Origin of the sequence: Micromonospora sp. NPDC000207, from assembly GCF_040300925.1 — a bacterium.
Taxonomy (GTDB): Bacteria; Actinomycetota; Actinomycetes; order Mycobacteriales; family Micromonosporaceae; genus Micromonospora.
In genome coordinates this window covers 1-17,159 of the sequence record NZ_JBEPEQ010000032.1, presented here as the reverse complement: position 1 = coordinate 17,159, position 17,159 = coordinate 1, and the positions used below count along the sequence as shown (strand labels likewise).

19 protein-coding genes are annotated in these 17,159 nt (G+C 72.4%); 4 read left to right on the top strand and 15 right to left on the bottom strand.

What is annotated here, in order from left to right; all coding sequences use genetic code 11:
* Positions 1-75 precede the first annotated feature (75 nt).
* Positions 76-1,998 carry a hypothetical protein gene (locus tag ABT336_RS10615; RefSeq protein ID WP_350896283.1) on the top strand — a complete coding sequence of 641 codons (1,923 nt, stop codon included), beginning with the start codon at positions 76-78 and terminating at the stop codon, positions 1,996-1,998.
* 127 nt (positions 1,999-2,125) lie between these two features.
* On the opposite strand, the gene ABT336_RS10610 is transcribed toward ABT336_RS10615, so the two are convergent.
* Positions 2,126-3,460, bottom strand: coding sequence for an NAD(P)/FAD-dependent oxidoreductase (locus ABT336_RS10610; RefSeq protein WP_350896314.1), 1,335 nt, complete (start codon positions 3,458-3,460; stop codon positions 2,126-2,128).
* A 351-nt stretch (positions 3,461-3,811) separates the two neighbouring features.
* On the opposite strand from ABT336_RS10610, the gene ABT336_RS10605 reads away from it, so the two are divergent.
* Complete coding sequence (locus ABT336_RS10605) at positions 3,812-4,858, top strand: chymotrypsin family serine protease (RefSeq protein ID WP_350896282.1); 1,047 nt, start codon at positions 3,812-3,814, stop codon at positions 4,856-4,858.
* Between the two features lie 136 nt (positions 4,859-4,994).
* Here ABT336_RS10605 and ABT336_RS10600 read toward each other — a convergent pair whose 3' ends face one another.
* From ABT336_RS10600 to ABT336_RS10550, 11 genes are all read right to left on the bottom strand, one after another.
* Entirely contained in the window at positions 4,995-5,549 is a 555-nt protein-coding gene (locus ABT336_RS10600) for a hypothetical protein (RefSeq protein WP_350896281.1), read from the bottom strand.
* Positions 5,550-5,680: 131 nt separating this feature from the next.
* Positions 5,681-6,241 (bottom strand): hypothetical protein, encoded by a 561-nt coding sequence (locus tag ABT336_RS10595; protein ID WP_350896280.1) that lies wholly within the window; start codon positions 6,239-6,241, stop codon positions 5,681-5,683.
* A 52-nt stretch (positions 6,242-6,293) separates the two neighbouring features.
* Positions 6,294-7,652 carry a DUF58 domain-containing protein gene (locus ABT336_RS10590; RefSeq protein WP_350896279.1) on the bottom strand — a complete coding sequence of 453 codons (1,359 nt, stop codon included), beginning with the start codon at positions 7,650-7,652 and terminating at the stop codon, positions 6,294-6,296.
* The gene (locus ABT336_RS10585; RefSeq protein WP_350896278.1) at positions 7,652-8,656 is read right to left on the bottom strand and encodes an AAA family ATPase; all 1,005 of its coding nucleotides are present in this window, start codon (positions 8,654-8,656) and stop codon (positions 7,652-7,654) included. Before ABT336_RS10585 ends, ABT336_RS10590 begins: the two co-directional genes overlap by 1 nt.
* Entirely contained in the window at positions 8,653-9,240 is a 588-nt protein-coding gene (locus ABT336_RS10580) for a hypothetical protein (RefSeq protein WP_350896277.1), read from the bottom strand. The genes ABT336_RS10585 and ABT336_RS10580 overlap by 4 nt, the downstream gene beginning before the upstream one ends.
* Positions 9,241-9,378: 138 nt before the next feature.
* Entirely contained in the window at positions 9,379-10,113 is a 735-nt protein-coding gene (locus ABT336_RS10575) for a DUF4129 domain-containing protein (protein WP_350896276.1), read from the bottom strand.
* 84 nt (positions 10,114-10,197) lie between these two features.
* Positions 10,198-10,938, bottom strand: coding sequence for a uracil-DNA glycosylase (locus tag ABT336_RS10570; protein ID WP_350896275.1), 741 nt, complete (start codon positions 10,936-10,938; stop codon positions 10,198-10,200).
* The gene (locus ABT336_RS10565; RefSeq protein ID WP_350896313.1) at positions 10,931-11,614 is read right to left on the bottom strand and encodes a dienelactone hydrolase family protein; all 684 of its coding nucleotides are present in this window, start codon (positions 11,612-11,614) and stop codon (positions 10,931-10,933) included. Before ABT336_RS10565 ends, ABT336_RS10570 begins: the two co-directional genes overlap by 8 nt.
* A 198-nt stretch (positions 11,615-11,812) precedes the next feature.
* Positions 11,813-12,895 (bottom strand): HAAS signaling domain-containing protein, encoded by a 1,083-nt coding sequence (locus tag ABT336_RS10560; protein ID WP_350896274.1) that lies wholly within the window; start codon positions 12,893-12,895, stop codon positions 11,813-11,815.
* Positions 12,892-13,224, bottom strand: a complete 333-nt coding sequence (locus ABT336_RS10555; protein WP_036374274.1) for a PadR family transcriptional regulator — start codon at positions 13,222-13,224, stop codon at positions 12,892-12,894. Before ABT336_RS10555 ends, ABT336_RS10560 begins: the two co-directional genes overlap by 4 nt.
* A gap of 346 nt (positions 13,225-13,570) precedes the next feature.
* A complete protein-coding gene (locus tag ABT336_RS10550) occupies positions 13,571-13,795 on the bottom strand; it encodes a winged helix-turn-helix domain-containing protein (protein ID WP_350896273.1) in 225 nt (74 codons plus the stop codon).
* A gap of 470 nt (positions 13,796-14,265) precedes the next feature.
* Here ABT336_RS10550 and ABT336_RS10545 point away from each other — a divergent pair, with 470 nt between their 5' ends.
* The gene (locus ABT336_RS10545) at positions 14,266-14,523 is read left to right on the top strand and encodes a DivIVA domain-containing protein (protein WP_350896272.1); all 258 of its coding nucleotides are present in this window, start codon (positions 14,266-14,268) and stop codon (positions 14,521-14,523) included.
* Positions 14,520-14,777: a hypothetical protein gene (locus ABT336_RS10540; RefSeq protein WP_350896271.1), complete on the top strand. Its 258-nt coding sequence runs from the start codon at positions 14,520-14,522 to the stop codon at positions 14,775-14,777. Before ABT336_RS10545 ends, ABT336_RS10540 begins: the two co-directional genes overlap by 4 nt.
* Here ABT336_RS10540 and ABT336_RS10535 read toward each other — a convergent pair.
* The 3 genes from ABT336_RS10535 to ABT336_RS10525 all read right to left on the bottom strand — a co-directional run bounded on the left by ABT336_RS10535 (position 14,774) and on the right by ABT336_RS10525 (position 17,056).
* Positions 14,774-15,433, bottom strand: a complete 660-nt coding sequence (locus tag ABT336_RS10535) for an endonuclease V (RefSeq protein WP_350896269.1) — start codon at positions 15,431-15,433, stop codon at positions 14,774-14,776. The two genes, ABT336_RS10540 and ABT336_RS10535, sit on opposite strands and share 4 nt — an antisense overlap.
* Before the next feature lie 35 nt (positions 15,434-15,468).
* Positions 15,469-16,398 (bottom strand): Ppx/GppA phosphatase family protein, encoded by a 930-nt coding sequence (locus ABT336_RS10530; RefSeq protein WP_350896312.1) that lies wholly within the window; start codon positions 16,396-16,398, stop codon positions 15,469-15,471.
* A gap of 121 nt (positions 16,399-16,519) precedes the next feature.
* Positions 16,520-17,056: an amino-acid N-acetyltransferase gene (locus ABT336_RS10525; RefSeq protein WP_350896268.1), complete on the bottom strand. Its 537-nt coding sequence runs from the start codon at positions 17,054-17,056 to the stop codon at positions 16,520-16,522.
* Positions 17,057-17,159: the final 103 nt, after the last annotated feature.

Here is a 17,159-nt window from a genome sequence, read left to right as displayed (position 1 = left end):
GTGGTGCAGTGTCACCGTAGCGGGTCCGGATGAACCGGGCGTACCCGCTCGGCTCCGCGACACTACTGTCAATCCGTGACCAGCGAAGCCCCCACGGACATCGAGGACGGCACCGCTCCGACGGCACCGCAGGCCACGCCGGGCCCCCGTCGCGCCAGGCTCCTCGCCGCCCTGGCCGGGCGTCGCCGAGCCCTGGCCGCCGCGCTCGTACGCCACCGCGCCGACCTGCTGGTCGCCCTCGCCTTCGTCCTGTTCGCCGGTTGGCTCACCCACGGGCTGTGGCCGGACCCGGGTCGGCGGGTACTCGCGCTCAACCCGGCTGACCAGGCGCTTTACGAATGGTTCCTGACCGTGGACGCCCGGGCGCTGCTGGGCGACTTCGGATTGGTGACCGACAAGCTCAACGCCCCGTACGGGGTCAATCTGATGGCCAACACCTCGGTCGTCGCACTCGGTGTCGTCTTCGCCCCGGTCACCCTGATCTTCGGCGCCCCGGTCACCTTCGCGCTGCTCGCAGCGGGTGGGCTGGCGGGCACCGCGATCGCCTGGTACCTGCTGTTCGTCCGGGTCCTGCGGGCTCGACGGCTCGCCGGCGGCATCGGTGCGGCGGTGGCCGGGTTCGGGCCGGGGATGGTGTCGCAGACCAACTCCCACCTGCACATGACCGTCCAGTGGCTGGTTCCGGTGCTGCTCTGGCTGGTGGTCCGGCTCCTCCGGGCCGCCGACCCGGGGCCGGACGGACCGGACCGGCGAGCGGACGGACCGGACCGGCGAGCGGACGGACCGGACCGGCGACGGTTGGTCACCTCCGCGCTCGGACTGGCCGCCGTGGTCAGCACCCAGATCTTCGTCGGTGAGGAGGTGTTGTTCCTCACCGCCCTGGTCCTGGTCGTGATGACTGTCACCTACGCGGTCTCCGACCGCGCCCTGTTGCGGCGGGCGCTGCCGGGTTTCGCCGGTGGAATCCTGGTCGCCGCCGGGCTCTCCCTGCTGGTGGTGGGCTACCCGCTCTGGGTGCAGTTCGCCGGCCCCCTCGGCGTCGCCGACGGGATCTTCAGCCCGTACCACTTCTCGGCCGACCTGGCCGGTTGGTGGACGTACTCCCCGCTGTCGGTGGCCGGTGGCCCCGAGGCGGACCGGCTGACCACCGGTCCGGCCGAGTACAACACCTTCCTCGGGTGGCCACTGCTGGCGGCCGGTACGGCGGCGACGGTCTGGCTGCTGGCGGGGGCCCGTACGCCCGAACGGGTCGGGCAGCGCCGGTTGGTGCTCGCCTGCCTGGTGGCGGCGGTGGTGATGGCGACGCTCTCGCTCGGCCCCACAGTCGTCGTCGACGGGGAACCGACCGGGATCCCCGGGCCGTACCGGCTGTTGGCCGGGCTGCCGGTGGTGGACGGTGCCCTCCCGATGCGTTTCGCCCTCGCCGTCCTGCCGCTGCTGGCGACGGTGTCGACCCTCGCCGTCGACAGGGCGCTGCGCGCCGACGGGTGGGTACGACGACTCGTACCGGCGGCGGTGCTCGCGGCGGTGCTGCCGGTGACGCCGACCCCGCTGCCCACAGCGGACCGGCCGCCGCTTCCGGAGTTCGTCACCGGCGGGCACTGGCGGGAGTGCGTGTCCCCCGGCGGGGTGCTGGTCCCGGTGCCGCTGCCGACGCCGAGGCAGCCGTGGCCGATGCGCTGGGCGACCGCCGCCGACGCCGAGTTCCGCCTGCCGGAGGGGTTCTTCATCGGCCCGTTCGGCAAGAACGCGACGGCGGCGATGGGGGTCTGGAAACGTCCCACCTCCCGGCTCCTCGACGCGGTGGCCGAGGACGGCGTGCCGTCGCTCGGCAGCGAGCAGGAGCGACGCCAGGCGGCCCAGGACGCGCGGTTCTGGGAGGCCGAGTGCGTGGTCGTGACCGACGACGCCCCGAACGCGCCGAGCCTGCGGGTCACGTTGGATCAGCTCTACGGTCCGGGCACCCGGATCGCCGACGCCTGGACCTGGCGGCCCTGATCGCCTCGCGGGGGCCTGCGGTCACCCCGCCCTTCACGGCGAGAAGGACTCCGCGACGGAAAGGACCCCGCAACGGAAAGGACCCCGCGCCACCGCGATCCGGTGACGGGGGTCCTTCCGCTGGAAATCAGGCCTGACCGGCGCGGGCCGGGGGTTGGCTGGCGACCTCGAACTCCTCGCGCGGGTCGTGGAGCTGGCCGAGGGCGACCACCTCGCGGCGGAGGAAGAAGGCCAGGCTCCAGTCGACCACCACCCGGACCTTCCGGTTGAACGACGGGATCCGGCTCATGTGGTACGTCCGGTGCATGAACCACGCCGGCCACCCGGTCATCTTGATCCCGTACACCTGGGCGACGCCCTTGTGCAGGCCGAGGCTGGCCACGCTGCCGGCGTGCTTGTGCTCGTAGTTGACAGGTTCCCGACCCCGGATCACGTTGACGATGTTGTCGGCCATCCGGGACGCCTGGCGGACCGCGTGCTGGGCGCTCGGCGAGCAGAAGTTGCCGGGCTCCTTGGTCAGGTCCGGCACCGCCGCGCAGTCCCCGGCACTCCAGGCACCCTCGACCGCCGTGTCGCCGTCCACGATCTGCAGGGTCGGCAGGCAGGTGACCCGACGACGCTCGTCACGCGGGAAGTCGGTGGCGTCCAGCATCGGCGAGGGCTTGACCCCGGCGGTCCAGACGATGGTGTCGGAGCGGAAGCTGTCCCCGTCGGAGAGCACCACCTGCCCGTCGACACAGGACTCCAGCCGGGTGTCCAGCCGGATGTCCATGTTCCGCTTCAGCAGCTGCTGCACCGTGTAGGCACCCATGTCCCGGTCGACCTCGGGCAGCACCCGCTGGGTGGCCTCGACCAGGACCCACCGCATGTCCTCGGGCTTGAGCTCCGGGAAGTACTTGAGGGCGTCCCGGGCCATGTCCTCCATCTCGGCGAGCGCCTCGATGCCGGCGTACCCACCACCGACGAAGGTGAAGGTCAGGGCGGAGCGGCGAACCTCCTCGTCGAGGGTCGCCGCCGCCACGTCCAGTCGGTCCAGTACGTGGTTGCGCAGGTAGATGGCCTCGCCGATGGTCTTGAACCCGATGCCGTGCTCGTGCAGGCCGGGAATCGGCAGGGTCCGGGACACCGAACCCGGTGCCACCACCACGTGGTCGTAGGAGATCTCCCGGGGCGGGCCGACGATCGACTGCACGGTCGCGACCTTGCGGTCGTGCTCGATCCGGGTCACCGCGCCGGCCACGATGGTGCACTTGCGCAGCTCACGCCGCAGCGGCACCACGGAGTGGCGAGGAGAGATGTTGCCGGCCGCCGCCTCGGGCAGGAAGGGCTGATACGTCATGTGCGGCTGAGGGTCCACCACGATGACCTCGGCCTCGCGGCTGCTGAGCTTCTTCGACAGACGCAGGGCAGCGTAGAGCCCGACATGGCCGGCACCGACGACAAGGATCCGCTTCGGATTCACGTCATCCATCTTTCCCCGCCCGGCTCCGCCGACACCGCTCACGGCCCCCTTCTGTGACGGAGCACAACCCTGTGACCTGCACGACCCCACACAGGGTGACCGGCGCCACCGGTTTCGCCCCGCTCACGACACCGGAGAGCGAGGTACGCCCCTCTTCGGTGGACCGGGGGGATCCGGGTGGGTTACGGCCGAGGTGTCTGGGTCGGCACACTCGTCCCCCGCTGCGCCTTTTCGCAGCCTGAGGGCACCGCCGCCTGTCAAAACCCTTACTCCGGTCTACCGCATCGAGGCCGGCGGATTTCTCATTGTCTCAGCCAGGCCACAACCGCACGTCCGACCGAAAGGATCCAGATGCCCAGGACGAACAGGACGATCTTCGGCGCGGCAGTCGCCGTCACCGCTGTCCTGACGCTGCTCACCACCGGCCCCGCCCAGGCGGGACCGGGCAAGGACAAGGCCCCCACCGGCACCGCCGCCGTCGCCCTCGACGAGAGCCGCGCCCCGGACCGGACCGCCCGCACCGACGTCGTCTCCGCGCCCGCCGCCGAGGCGGCCCTGACGACCATCCAGTCCCGGATCGCCGACTACGTCGCCACCCACGGCACCCGGTACTCGTTCGCCAGCTACGTCGACGCCACCACCGGAAAGATCGTCCTGCGCACCGACGCCCCGGCCGACGTGGTGTCGAGGGTGACCGACCTCTCCACCGGGAAGGCCGCGCAGCGGCAGGCGGCCGGCCAGATCCAGGTCAGCCGGTCCACCACCACCGACAGCTGGCACCGTCGCGACGACGTGCCCGCGTACTACGGCGGCGGCGGACTGCTCTCCGGGAGCGCCCTCTGCTCCGCCGGGTACGCCGTGCAGAACTCCGCCGGAACCCGGTTCATGACCACCGCCGGACACTGCTACGCCAACGGGGCGACCGTCCTGACCGAGTCCGGCGCCAACACGTACGGCACCGTCTCCAACCGGCGGCTGCCCACCGTCACCGGTCACGCCATGGACTTCGAGCTGATCGGCGGTTCGTCGTACGCCGGTCGGGTCTTCACCGGTGGCGTCACCAGCACCAGCAGCATCCCGGTCGTCTCGGCCGGGGGTGCCGTCGTCGGCTTCGCCGACTACTGCCACAGCGGCCGGACCACCGGTGAGAACTGCGGACACACCGCCACCAGCGTCACCGCCCAGGTGTGCACACAGACCGGCTGCAAGTCGCCCGTCATCGCCTTCACCGGCGGAACCCTGAGCGCGGGTGGGGACTCCGGTGGGGCCTTCTACGTCAAGGACGCCTCCGGTGCCTGGATCCGGGGCAACGTGATCGCCGGGGGCGGCGGCACGAGCTACGCCCAGCCGTGGACCGTCCTCTCCACCGAGTTGGGCGTCAGCATCGTCCTCGGCTGATCCACAGCAGCACACGGCCCGAGCCCCGCTGCTCGTCCGAGGCTGGGAACCGCGACGTCGGTTCCCAGCCGCTGCCGTCCCGGTCCGCTCCCACCGTCGCGGGTCCACTCCCGCCGTCGTGGCCCGCGCCGCGTCGTCAGCGGACCGTCAACGGCCAGGGGCCGCCGTAGGACTCCACGACCGCCCCCTCGTCGGTCGTGACCACCACCCGGGCGTACAGCTCGTAACTGCCCGCCGGGGCGGGGCCCCCACCCGACTCGCAGAGCACCAACGGGACCCCGCCGGGGAGGGTTCGGGCCTCACCGGGCCGCAGATCCCACCGGACACCCACCGCATCCTGCGGACCCGGCAGGGCCACCACCCGGCCCTCCCGGACGAGGAACACGTCGGCAGCCCCGGGGGCGACCACCCGTACGGCGTCCCGGCTCTCGACCTCGACCTCCCCCTCGACCACCTGCCGACCCGCCGACACGGTGGCGGGGAACCGCCCGGTCACGGTCAGCCCCCCGGCGGTCGTGGGGCGCAGGGCCTGTCCGCACGCCACGACGGCGGGACCCGTGACGCCGGTGGGGTCCACCGGTGCCGGCTCCCGCGTCTCGGACTCCGCTCCGCCGCCCGCCGGTTCCCCCGCGCCACCTGTGGCACCACAGGCGGCCGAGGCGAGAACGAGCACGAGCCCGACCAGGACCATTCGACAGGCACCTCTCACCCGGTGGCGCATGGCGGCACTTCCCCTCACGACTGGACACGTCACCTGTTGGACCCGTCCGACGCCGCAGGGGTTCCCACCGCCACCGACCCACCCGATCGGGTGACCGGGGGTCAGCGACGGCGCAACAACCATCCCAGCAGGCCGCTCAGCCCCACCGCCACCAGCAACCCGACGATGGTGGCGGCCCGGAAGCCCTCACCCGACCGGAGCGCACCGGCCTCGGCCAGCAGGACACCGAGGACTGCGGAGGCGAGCACCACCACCCCCGCCCGCAGCAGCCAGCCGACGATCAACTCCGGGTCGACCACCGCGTCGTACGGCAGCAGAGCCGCCAGGGCGCAGAGGGTGTGCGCCAGGTACAACGTCGCCGCGAGGGCCAGGAGCTGCCACAACACGATCGAGCGGCCGAACCCGGCGGTGGCGAGCAGCCACCCGGCGACGGTGAGCAACGCCGCACAGGTCGGCCAGAGCCGACCGGGGCCGAACGCCGGCAGCAGGGCGGCGACGACGAGCGCCACCATCCCCCGCCCGGCGAGCACCTCCGGTGGGTAGGCCAGGAGGAACCCCACCAGGGTGGCCACGAAGATGCCGAGCCGGACGAGCAGGGGGATCAGTGTGATCCGGGTGATCGCGTGTCGCCAGGCCCGTACCCGTGCGGTGATCGCGGTCATCGTCCCCACCCGTCTCCACGGCCGACGGCAGGGAACCCGCTCCGACAGGCCGTCACCGGGCACCCACCCGGGGGGCGGTGGCCAGCCGGGCCACGTCCCGCAGCACCTCGTCGAGGCTGCCCGCCCCGGCCCACTGGACCACCGGGACCCCGTGCTCGCGGAGCTGCCGGACCATGGTGTCCCGGTCCAGCGACCACAGCCGGTACGCCACCTGGTCCCAACCCTGGGTGGCGGGCGGGGTGAGGCCGGTGGGCAGGGTGTCCACCGCCACCACGAACCGACCCGACCCGGCCAGCCGGGCCAGCATCTGGGCCGACCGCTCGTCCAACAGCGGAGTGAGGACCACCACCAGGGCGTCCGAGGAGAGCAGGTGCGGGCCGAACACCTGGTCGTACGGCTCGTGCGGGGACGACTCGGCGTGCACGTCGAGCAGCCACTCCAGCACCGTCAGGTACTGACGACGACCGGAGGCCGGACGCAGGCGGCGGGCGGAGGGGCCGTACTCCAGCAGCGACACCCGGTCGCCCCGATGCAGGTAGTGCTCGGAGATGGCGGCGGCGGCCCGGACGGTGGTGTCGAGCACCGACGCCGCCCCCTCGATCCCACCGGAGCGACCCGCCTCGGCGAGGAGGTCGAGCAGGACCACCACCTCGGCGTCCCGGTCCGACAGGGTGGCCGCGACGTGCAGTTTCCGAGCCCGCAGGGAGACCCGCCAGTCGATCCGACGCAGCCGGTCACCCGGGGCGAAGACCCGTACCCCGGCCAACTCGCCCCCCTCACCCGGCCGCCGCGAGTGGTGCGCGCCGACCAGGCCGGCGGCGCGGGGCATCGCCTCCACCGCGTCGAACGGGTCGGTCCGGGGATAGACCCGGACGTGTTCCGGCTCGACCACTGCGATCCGGGACATCAGCAGGCCACCACCGGCGGCGGCGCGGGCACCCGCCGGTCCGACCGGGTGCCGTCCCCACCGTCGGGCCGTCCCCTCCACCGTCACGTCCACCACCTCCTGCGCCGGTACGGAGGTCACGAGCGGCCGGTCCACGCCACGCCCGCCACCCAGATCCAGCCGTACGCCGCCGAAGGCGAGCCGGGTGCTGCGCAGCCACGGGCTCACCCGGGTCCGGACCACCGCCAGGTCGTACCCTGTCGAATCCGGGTTGCCGACGCTGATGACGCTGCGGACGTCACCCCCCTCGACCAGGTGCTCGTCGTCGGTGGTGAGCCAGACCTGCGGTGTGGCCGACGGCCGTCGACGCAGCCCGTACGCGGTGCCGAGGGCGAACGGGGTGGCCAACACCACCAGATCCACCCGGCCGAGCAGCACCCCGGCGATCAGCAGCAGCCCGGTGAGCAGGATCGCCCGTCCCAACGCCCAGGTGGGCGCCCAGCCGGTCGCCGACTCCCCGCCCATCAGCGTCCGGGCCGACCGGCGTGGTTGGGCAGGGCACCGCTGGCCGGGGCCGGGGTGGCGTCGAGGACCTCACCGACCACGAAGGACGGATCGACCCGACGGAGCCACATCTCCGGGCGGAGGGTGATCCGGTGGGCCAGGGCCGGCACCGCCACCTCCTTGACGTCCTCCGGAACGACGTAGTCCCGCCCGGCCAGCGCCGCGCGGGCGCGGGCGAGCAGCAGCAGCGCCAGCGAACCCCGGGGGGAGGCACCGACCAGCACCGACGGGTGCTCCCGGGTGGCGGCGGCCAACGACACGACGTACCGGCCGACGGAGTCCTCGACCGCCACGTGCTCCAGGGCCGCCTGCATCGCCAGCAGGGTCCGGGCGTCGACCACCGGTTTGATCACCGCCTCCTCCCGGCGACGGGCCATCCGCCGCTGCAGGACGTCCCACTCCTCGTCGTGGTCGGGGTAGCCGAAGGAGACCCTGATCAGGAACCGGTCCAGCTGCGCCTCGGGCAGCGGATACGTGCCCTCGTGCTCGATGGGGTTGGCGGTGGCGAGGACGTGGAAGGGCTCCTCCAGGCGGTAGGTGACCCCCTCCACCGAGACCTGCTTCTCCTGCATCGCCTCCAGCAGGGCGGACTGGGTCTTGGGCGGGGTCCGGTTGATCTCGTCCGCGAGGAGCATGTTCGTGAAGATCGGCCCGGCCCGGAAGGAGAAGTCCCCGTTGCTCTGGTCGTACAGGAAGGAGCCTGTGACGTCGGCGGGCAGCAGGTCCGGGGTGAACTGGAGACGACGGAAGTCCAGCCCCAGCGCCTGGGCGAAGCACCTGGCGGTGAGCGTCTTGCCCAGACCGGGGAGATCCTCCAGCAGGACGTGCCCACCGGCCAGGACACCGGCGAGGACCAGTTCGAGGGCGTCCCGCTTGCCGACCACGACCGAGCCCACCGCATCCAGCACCTCGCGGGCGAGGTGGCCGACCTCGGCGGGGGGCATGATCCGGTCTGCGTCGTTCATATCTTCTCCAGGTCGGCGACGATCACCGCGAGGTCGCGCGGCGACGGGGTGCGTCGGGGCGGATTGTTGAGAAAGGTCCAGAGTCGGTCGCCGAGCAGGACCTGCGCCCGCCCGGGGTCGGATTCGCGGGTCAGGCCGTGCCGCTGACGAAGCCGCTCGTCGGCCAGCTCGCCCAGCCGGGGCAGGATCACCTCGGCGAACCGCTCCGGCCGACGCGCCGACCCCTCCAGGGGCTGCGCCCACCTGTTCACCGCCGTCCGCAGCGCGTCGCTGGCCCCCCAGTTCCAGGTACCCGGCTCCTCACCGGAGTTCAGCCGGTTGCTGGAGCGCCGAGGCGGCGGGGTCAGCCCACCGGTGATCCGGTGGACGAACTGGACGGCGAGCACGCCGACGACCACCACCTCGAAGCTGACGATCAGACCGACGGCGCGCAGGACCGCCACCACGACGGCGGTGATCGCCCCGGTGGCGACGAGGAACTTCAGTACCGTACGGGCCCGTCCACCCCGACGACGCTCCGGACGCGCCGGGCGCTCCTCGGCGGAGCTGAACAGGTCGTCGATCCCCCCAACCGACTCGCTCATGCCGTCACCTCGCTGCGCTCGGCGTCGCCACGAGGACCGACACCCACGATTCGCTCGCACGACTCGCTCATGCCGTCACCTCGCGACGCTCGGCGTCGCCACGAGGACCGACACCCACGATTCGCTCGCAGCGCTCGCTCATGCCGTCACCTCGCTGCGCTCGGTGGTCAGCTCGGTGCGGAGTCGGCGTAGGGCGTTGCGGGCCTGGTCGCGGGTGTCGGTGTCGACGGGGCGGGTGGCGTACCGGGCCTCCCGGTAGACGTGGGCGAACCCGGCCAGCACGTCGGCGCTGACGATCACCGGTACCCCGGTGGACGAGTCGCCCCTCAGCAGGCGGGTGACCAGGTCGGTGGGGGTGTCGCCGGTCCGGCGGGGCACCCCGGCCGCCCCGGCGGCCTCCTCCAGGCGTACCCAACAGGCGATCACTGCGGTACGCGGGTCGGTGGCGGCGTCGTCCAGGTCGACGAGCCCGGCGTCGAGGGCGGCGACCACCTCACGGGTGGTCCCCTCGCTGCTGCGCCCGGCCCGGCGCTGCGGCAGGGCCCGGCGGGTACGGCGGACCGCCCCCCGGAGCAGCACCCGGGCGACGATCCCGAGCGCGACCGCCAGCACGACGGCGAGGACGACGAGCGCGGCGGTGGTGAGCCACCGGGGGATCTCCGGTCGGGTGGACTCGGCGGCGTCTCGGGGCTCCACCGGGATCTGCGACTCGGTGACGTGCTCCGGGTACTCCGGAACCAGGGGGATGGTGTCGGTGGCGGGCGGCACCCGGGAGGCACCGATCGTCGAGTTCCCGGCGGCCAGCGCCGCCACGGCGAGCAGGGCGACCACCAGCGCGACCGGCCACCACCTGCGCAGCACGTTGAGCTCCACCGGCCGTTACCTCCGGACCACCGGCACACAGGACCCGACGGGCGCAGACACTCCGTCCGTCATCGACTTTCCGCCCCCGCCGTCTCAGTCCACCCCGGCCACCTGCTTCGCCCGGGCGAACACGTCGTCCAGCATCCCGGGCGTCAACCGACCGGTGAACGTGTTCTGCTGACTGACGTGGTAGCAGCCGAGCACTTCCGGTGCGGTTGCGCCGGACCAGTGTGCCCCATGGCCGAACCTCGGTCGCGGGCTGGGCGGGCGGAGCCCGTACGTGTCCCGCAGGATCGGCCACCACGCCGCCCAGGCGAACGCGCCGAGCGCGACGACGACCCGCAGGGTGGGGCGAATCAGTTCGACCTCCCGGTGCAGCCAGGGGGCGCAGGTGTCGCGTTCGACCGGGGTGGGCTTGTTGTCCGGGGGCGCGCACCTGACGGCGGCGAAGATCCGGGTGTCGGTCAGGGTGAGCCCGTCGTCGGCGGCGACGCTCGTCGGCTGGTTGGCCAGGCCGGCCCGGTGCAGGGCGGCGAAGAGGACGTCACCGGAGCGGTCCCCGGTGAAGATCCGACCGGTCCGGTTCCCGCCGTGCGCGGCGGGTGCCAGGCCGAGGATGCCGATCCTGGCGTCCGGCGCGCCGAATCCGGGAACCGGTCGCCCCCAGTACTCCTGGTCCCGGAAGGCCGCCCGCCTGGTCCGGGCCACCTCCTCCCGCCAGGAGACCAGCCGGGGGCAGGCGAAACAGTCGGAGACAGCCGCGTCGAGGTCGGCCAGGTCGGTCGCCCGCGCGGCACTGCGGGCGACCTCGACCGGGGTACGCGGTTCAGCCAAGCCGGGCCCGGAACAGTTCGAGGGTGCGGGCCCAGGAGCTGGCGGCGGCCGGCTGGTCGAACACGTCGGGACGGTCGTCGTTGAAGAACGCGTGCCCGGTGCCCGGGTAGTCGTAGGTCTGGCAGGCGCCCCCGGCAGCCTCGACGGCCCGGCGCAGGTCGTCCACCCCGTCCGAGGTGGATCCGGTGTCAGTACCGGCGCGGTGCACGAGGGCGCTCTTGCCCGCGTACTCGGCCCAGTCGGTGTCAGTCCCGTCGGCGGGCAGGGTCGGGTAGAAACCCACGGCGGCCACGATCCGGTCGGACCGGGTGGCCGACCACAGCGCCAGGGTGCCACCGGCGCAGAATCCGACGCAGCCCACCTTCGCCGTCACCTCGGGGCGGGAGGCGAGGTGGTCGGCGACGGCGGCGATCCGCTGCGCGGCCTCGTCCAACTCCGGGCCGGCCATCAGGTACGTCCCGTCCGGCCCCTCGGTGAGGCTGCCCGGTCGCAGGTCCGGCGCGAAGGCGACGAAACCCGCCTCGGCGAACCGGTCCGCCACCGAGGTGATGTGACCGACGATCCCCCACCGCTCGGGGATGACGATGACGGCGGGGCTGGTCGTGCCGGTGGCTGGGACGGCCAGGTACCCCTGGCCCAGAACCTCGTGGTCGCGGTGGCTCGTCGATACGCCCATCAGCTCGTCCTCCTCGCGGTCAGTCGTCATTGGCTGGTCGCACAGTGGCGATGATTGGGCGTAGCCTCGCACGCCGTACCCGCCGCCGGAAGACGCTGGAACAGTGGCATTCACCTCCTGTTCGCTGCTGGGAACGACTTGCGCGGACGCCGACTTCCCCCACGTCGGCACCCGCGCGTCGCCCCCGGTCGGCGCTGGTCAGGAGGTTGGTTCGGGCGTCGGGACAGCCGGCGGGGCGGGCAGCGGCGGGACCGCGCCACGCGGCGTGGGGACCGACTCGGGCGGCGTGGGGACCGACAGGGTCGGGTCCGTCGCCGTCGGTTGCGGGGTCGGGGTGGACGTCGGGTTGGCCGGTTCGGACGACCCGCTGCCGGACGGGTCCGGGCCCGAGGTGGGTGATCCGGTGTTCTCCGACGTTCCCGGTGCGGCCCGGAACGGTTCCCGCTGCGGGCAGTGCGGATACGTCGGCACCCGCTGCTCGTCTGCCGCGCGCGCCGGGTCCGTCGCGTACTCGCAGTACGGGTTGCCCAACCGGATCGGGTTGCCGTCCTGGTCGAACAGGCGGGCGTCGGGAACCAGCCGTCCGTCGCTGTCGTAGACGAAGACGTCACCGATGTAGGGCGTCTCCACCGAGATCGTCCCGTAGTCGCCGCCGCCCCAGTGCCGCCGCGAGCCGTCCAGGTCGGCGAAGGCGGCCAGCGCGAAGACCACGAGCACTGCGGTGCCGGCCCCCACCGCCCGTCGGGGCCACCGCCCCAGTCCCGGGGTACGCCGACCGAGCCAGACCGAGGCGACCACACAGACCGCGAGCAGCAGCAGAGCGGCAAGGGTGCTCCCACCCAGCCTCGGCAGCAGCCCGAACGAGCCACCGGTGGTGGCCACTGTGACCAGCATGGCCGCCAGGTATCCGCGCAGGATCCACCAGGCCGGACGGAGCAGCCGCAGGTACTCGCTCGCCGAGGCGTACCCGAGGAGTGGGCCGAGACGGCGGTCGGCCCCGCGCAGCCGGGTACGGGCCCCGGCCCACGCGGCGGCGGCCCGCTGGTCCAGGTTTCGGCTGCCGGCCGGACCGGTCGCCCCGGCGGCGACCCGCAACTCGGCCGCGTACGCCTCGGGTGCGCCGAGCCTGTCGACGAGGGTCCCCTCGGTCTCGGCGGCCACCTCCCGCAGATGCTCCGGAAGGTCCTCGGTCAACTCGTCGCGGGTCTGCGCCGGAAGGTCCGCCAGGGCACCCCGGACCCGCTCGACGTACGCCGTGATCTCCTGCTCAGTGACGGTCATGCCGCCATCCCCCGATCGTCGAGCAGCGTGTCCATGGTGGTGGCGAACGAGCGCCAGAGCTTGCCGGAGCGGGTCAACTGGTCACGGCCGGCGGCGTTGAGCGAGTAGTACTTCCGGTGCGGCCCGGACTCGCTCGGCACCACGTACGTGGTCAGCAGACCGGCGGCGAAGAGCCGCCGCAGGGTCCCGTAGACCGAGGCGTCGCCGACCTCGTCCAGGCCGGCCTCCCGGAGTCGGCGCAGGATGTCGTAACCGTAGCCGTCCTCCTCCCGGAGCACGGCCAGGACCGCGAGATCCAGCACGCCCTTGAGTAGCTGCGTGGTATCCACGCATCGCACACTACTGTGCAATCCACACTACCGTCAACGAACCTCCCCACCACACCCACACCCAGCCCCAGCCCCAGCCCCAGCCCCAGCCCCAGCCCCAACCCCAACCCCAACCCAACCCAACCCAACCCAACCCAACCCAACCCAACCCAACCCAACCCAGCATGATCGTTTGCGGTTAACCGACGCACTGCCCGGCGTGTCGCGCACCTTTACAGCCAACGATCATGAGAACCAACCGAAAACGAGGATCTTGGAAGATTTCGGCCCCCGGAGGGCCTGAATAGCCCCAGGAGGGGCACTTACGCTCCAAGATCTCTTGTTGGGCGCGGCGGATCAGCTCACCTCAGTCGTCCGAGGACTCCGCCACGAACACGCCCACCCCGTGCGCGCTCGTCACCAGCCCCTCGGTTCGCAGGGCGTGCATCGCATAACGGATGACGGAATCGGACACGTTGTGTTCCGCCTTGAGCTGGGCTGTGGACGGCAGCTTGTCGCCCGGCTTCAACTCCCCAGCCCTGATCTGGGTCCGGATGTGGTCAGCGAGCTTTTCCCACTTGGTGGCAGGCATGGGCACTCCTCGGTCTCCACCGATCATCAGAGCACGCACCAACTTCCGGCGGCAAGTTGCCGGTACAGCGAACTAGTTCCTTGACCTAAGCGGACTAGTTCGCTTAAGTTCTCCACGGCGGGGCACTCACCGGTCTCCAACCTCACGAGGTTCCGCCCAGTGGTCGGGGCGGGCGAACCCCGATGGTTCGCTCCGACCACTGGTACAGCTCTGTCGTCGTACTGCCACGAGGGCTGCGGCGGCAGGGCGGGCGGTCCGGCCGTATCCCGGGCACGGCCGGACCACCCATCCGAGGCACTGGTCCAGCTCGACAAGAGGGTGAATCCGTGTTGCGTGACCTCCTGAGATCCCTGTCCGACCGACGACGGCGTGCGCAGCCCAGCCATCGTCGCCGGGAACACCCGCCGACCCCGCCGACGATCGTCAGGTCATCGGTCGACAGTCCGACGCCCACACCGACTCTCACACCCATGGCCGGAACCGCCGGGGTCTACCGGTCCTGGGCGTACCGTCCGCTGCGGCCGTGGCAGGTGCGCAGCCGTACCTTCACCGTCAGGCGGCGTGGCCTGGACCCCGCCGAGGTCGCCGCCTTCCTCGACCGGGTGGCCGACGACCTGGCCGCCGCCCACGCGGCGCTGGCCACCTCCCGGCAGGAGACCACGCAGATCCGGGACGCGTTACGGAAGTGGCAGTCCCGTCAGGCGTCCGGTGTGGCGGGTTCGGCGTGAGCCCCGCCGAGAGGTACGTCATCCATCTGCCGGTGGTGGCGGCGGACCTGGTCCGGGCCCGGATCCTGGCCCGGACCGCAGCCCGCTCCCTGGCCTTCCTCACCCAGGTCGACCCGGGGGAGACCACCGTCTCGGCCGAGGACGACCAGGGGGTACGACACCGGGTGTTCTGCGACCGTCTCCTCAAGAACGGGCGACGGTGCATCCTGCGCGCCGACCACGAGGTGTCCTGCGCCGCCCGTCCACCCCGTTAGTCGGGCGGGGGGAGGGCGCGGAGGGTGGCGCGGGAGAGCAGGTCGGCCTGGCGGGTGGCCTCCGGGATCCGGTGCCGGGGTGCCAGCGCCAGGGTCAGGTCGGTCGCCTGGGGCAGAGCGATGCGGTGCCCCACCGAGACGAACACCGGCTTCACCCCGGCTCGGGTACGCACCGCCCGGCCCACCGTCTCGTCCCCGTCGACCAACGGCGACCAGGACCCCCGGGCCGGGTCGGGCCTGTCGAAACGGGCGGTGAAGGGGGTCTTCGCCACCCCGAAACTGGGCAGCCCGGTGAGCACCCCCAGGTGACAGGCGAGCCCGAACCGCCTCGGGTGCGCGATCCCGTACCCGTCGCAGACCAGCACGTCCGGGCGGACCGTCAGCCTCTCCAGCGCGGCCAACAGGAACGGCACCTCACGGAACGCCAGCAGCCCCGGCACGTACGGGAAGGTCACCTCGCCGACGACGAACTCCGCCTGACGGACCTGCACGGAGTCGACGTCGAGCAGGACGGCGGCGGCGACCACCCGGTCGCTGCCCACCTCGTACGACACGTCGAGTCCGGCCACGGTGGCCGGTCGACCCGGAAGCGACGACAGCAGGTCGACCTCGCGCCGCAACTCCTCCTGCACCCGCTCGGCCTCGGCCACTCCCATCGTGCCGTCACCCGTCGGGAGGTGCCTCGACACGGCTAGGCGAGGCTCCAGGCGATGCCGTCGAGGATGTCGTGTTCGCTGGCGACCACCGACGACATCCCGGCCCGCTCCATGATCACCTGAAGGACCAGGGCACCGGCACCGATCACGTCGGCCCGGCCCGGGTGCATCACCGGGATCGTCAGCCGCTGCTCGCTGGTCCTCGCCAGCAGGTCGGTGGTGACCTGGGCTACCTGGTCGTACGAGACGCGGGCGTGGTGGATGCGCTCCGGGTCGTACCCGGGGAGGTCCTGGGCGATGGCGACCACTGTGGTGACCGAACCGGCGAGGCCGACCAGGGTGGCTGCGTCGCGGCCCGGGACGGCGGCCAGTGCCCGGTCCACGACGGCGGCGATGTCGGCGCGGGCGGCGGCGACCTGCTCGGCGGTGGGTGGGTCACCGGCCAGGTGCCGCTCGGTCATCCGGACGCAGCCGATGTCCATCGACACCGCCGCCTCGACCCCGCCGTTACGGGTCCCGACCACGAACTCCGTCGAACCGCCCCCGATGTCCACCACCAGGTACGGTTCGGCCGCGTCGGCGGGAAGCCCCCGGACCGCCCCGGTGAAGGAGAGTCGGGCCTCCTCGTCGCCGGTGACCACCTCCGGAGCCACCCCGAGGGTACGGCTGACCATCTCACGGAACTCGTCGGCGTTGGAGGCGTCCCGGGACGCCGAGGTGGCGCACATCCGGACCCGCTCCGCGCCCAGCTTCTCGATCTCGGTGGCGTACCCGGCCAGCGCCGCCCGGGTCCGCTCGATCGCCTCCGGGGCGAGCCGACCGGTCCGGTCCACGCCCTGACCGAGCCGGACGATCTCCATCCGGCGGGTCAGGTCCGTCAGCGGGGCCTGCGGACCGGCGGCGGGTTCGGGAAGGTCGGCCACGAGCAGCCGGATCGAGTTGGTCCCACAGTCGATGGCAGCCACACGCGTCGTCACGTCGGCAACCTTACGACAGACCACCCACCCGGGACCGTCGACGGCGTGGGTGTGGGAAGGGAACCCTTCTCTACGCCGTGGGCGTCGGGAAGGGGCCCTTCCTGGCAGGCTAGAGGCGCAGGAGCATCCGGGTGTTGCCGAGGGTGTTCGGCTTGACCCGTTCCAGGCCGAGGAACTCGGCGACGCCCTCGTCGTACGAGCGCAGGAGCTGTTCGTAGACGATCTGCGGGACCGGGGCGCCGTCGATCGGCTCGAACCCGAACGAGCCGAAGAAGTCCGTCTCGAAGGTGAGGACGAAGATCCGGGCGACGCCCAGCTCCCGGGCTGCGGCGATCAGCTCGCCGACGATCCGGTGACCGAGGCGCTGCCCCCGGCAGGACGGGTCGACGGCGACGGTACGGATCTCGGCGAGGTCCTCCCACATCACGTGCAGCGCCCCGCAGCCGACCACCTCCCCGTCGGTGGGGCGTACGGCGACCCGGAACTCCTGCACGTCCTCGTAGAGGGTGACAGTGGCCTTGCTCAGCAGCCGCCGGTCGTTGGTGTACGTGTCGACGAGTCGGCGGATCCCCCGCACGTCCCGGGTGCGGGCCCGCCGGACGACGACGGCCGGTGCCTCGGCGGCACCGGCCGGTTCCCCGTTCACGCCTCGGTCTCCCGGCCGGCGGTCGAGGGCGACCCGGTCTCCCGGTCGGCGTTCGGGGGCGAGCCGGTCTCCCGGTCGGCGTTCGGGGGCGAGCCGGTCTCCC

Coding starts and splice junctions, on each gene's coding strand:
- ABT336_RS10595 (WP_350896280.1), bottom strand. CDS start 6,241: ATGACCGCGATCACCGCACGGGTACGGGCCTGGCGACACGCGATCACC.
- ABT336_RS10550 (WP_350896273.1), bottom strand. CDS start 13,795: ATGCCTGCCACCAAGTGGGAAAAGCTCGCTGACCACATCCGGACCCAG.
- ABT336_RS10565 (WP_350896313.1), bottom strand. CDS start 11,614: ATGGGCGTATCGACGAGCCACCGCGACCACGAGGTTCTGGGCCAGGGG.
- ABT336_RS10600 (WP_350896281.1), bottom strand. CDS start 5,549: ATGGTCCTGGTCGGGCTCGTGCTCGTTCTCGCCTCGGCCGCCTGTGGT.
- ABT336_RS10585 (WP_350896278.1), bottom strand. CDS start 8,656: ATGAACGACGCAGACCGGATCATGCCCCCCGCCGAGGTCGGCCACCTC.
- ABT336_RS10535 (WP_350896269.1), bottom strand. CDS start 15,433: ATGGGAGTGGCCGAGGCCGAGCGGGTGCAGGAGGAGTTGCGGCGCGAG.
- ABT336_RS10605 (WP_350896282.1), top strand. CDS start 3,812: ATGCCCAGGACGAACAGGACGATCTTCGGCGCGGCAGTCGCCGTCACC.
- ABT336_RS10580 (WP_350896277.1), bottom strand. CDS start 9,240: ATGAGCGAGTCGGTTGGGGGGATCGACGACCTGTTCAGCTCCGCCGAG.
- ABT336_RS10590 (WP_350896279.1), bottom strand. CDS start 7,652: ATGGGCGGGGAGTCGGCGACCGGCTGGGCGCCCACCTGGGCGTTGGGA.
- ABT336_RS10545 (WP_350896272.1), top strand. CDS start 14,266: ATGGCCGGAACCGCCGGGGTCTACCGGTCCTGGGCGTACCGTCCGCTG.
- ABT336_RS10560 (WP_350896274.1), bottom strand. CDS start 12,895: ATGACCGTCACTGAGCAGGAGATCACGGCGTACGTCGAGCGGGTCCGG.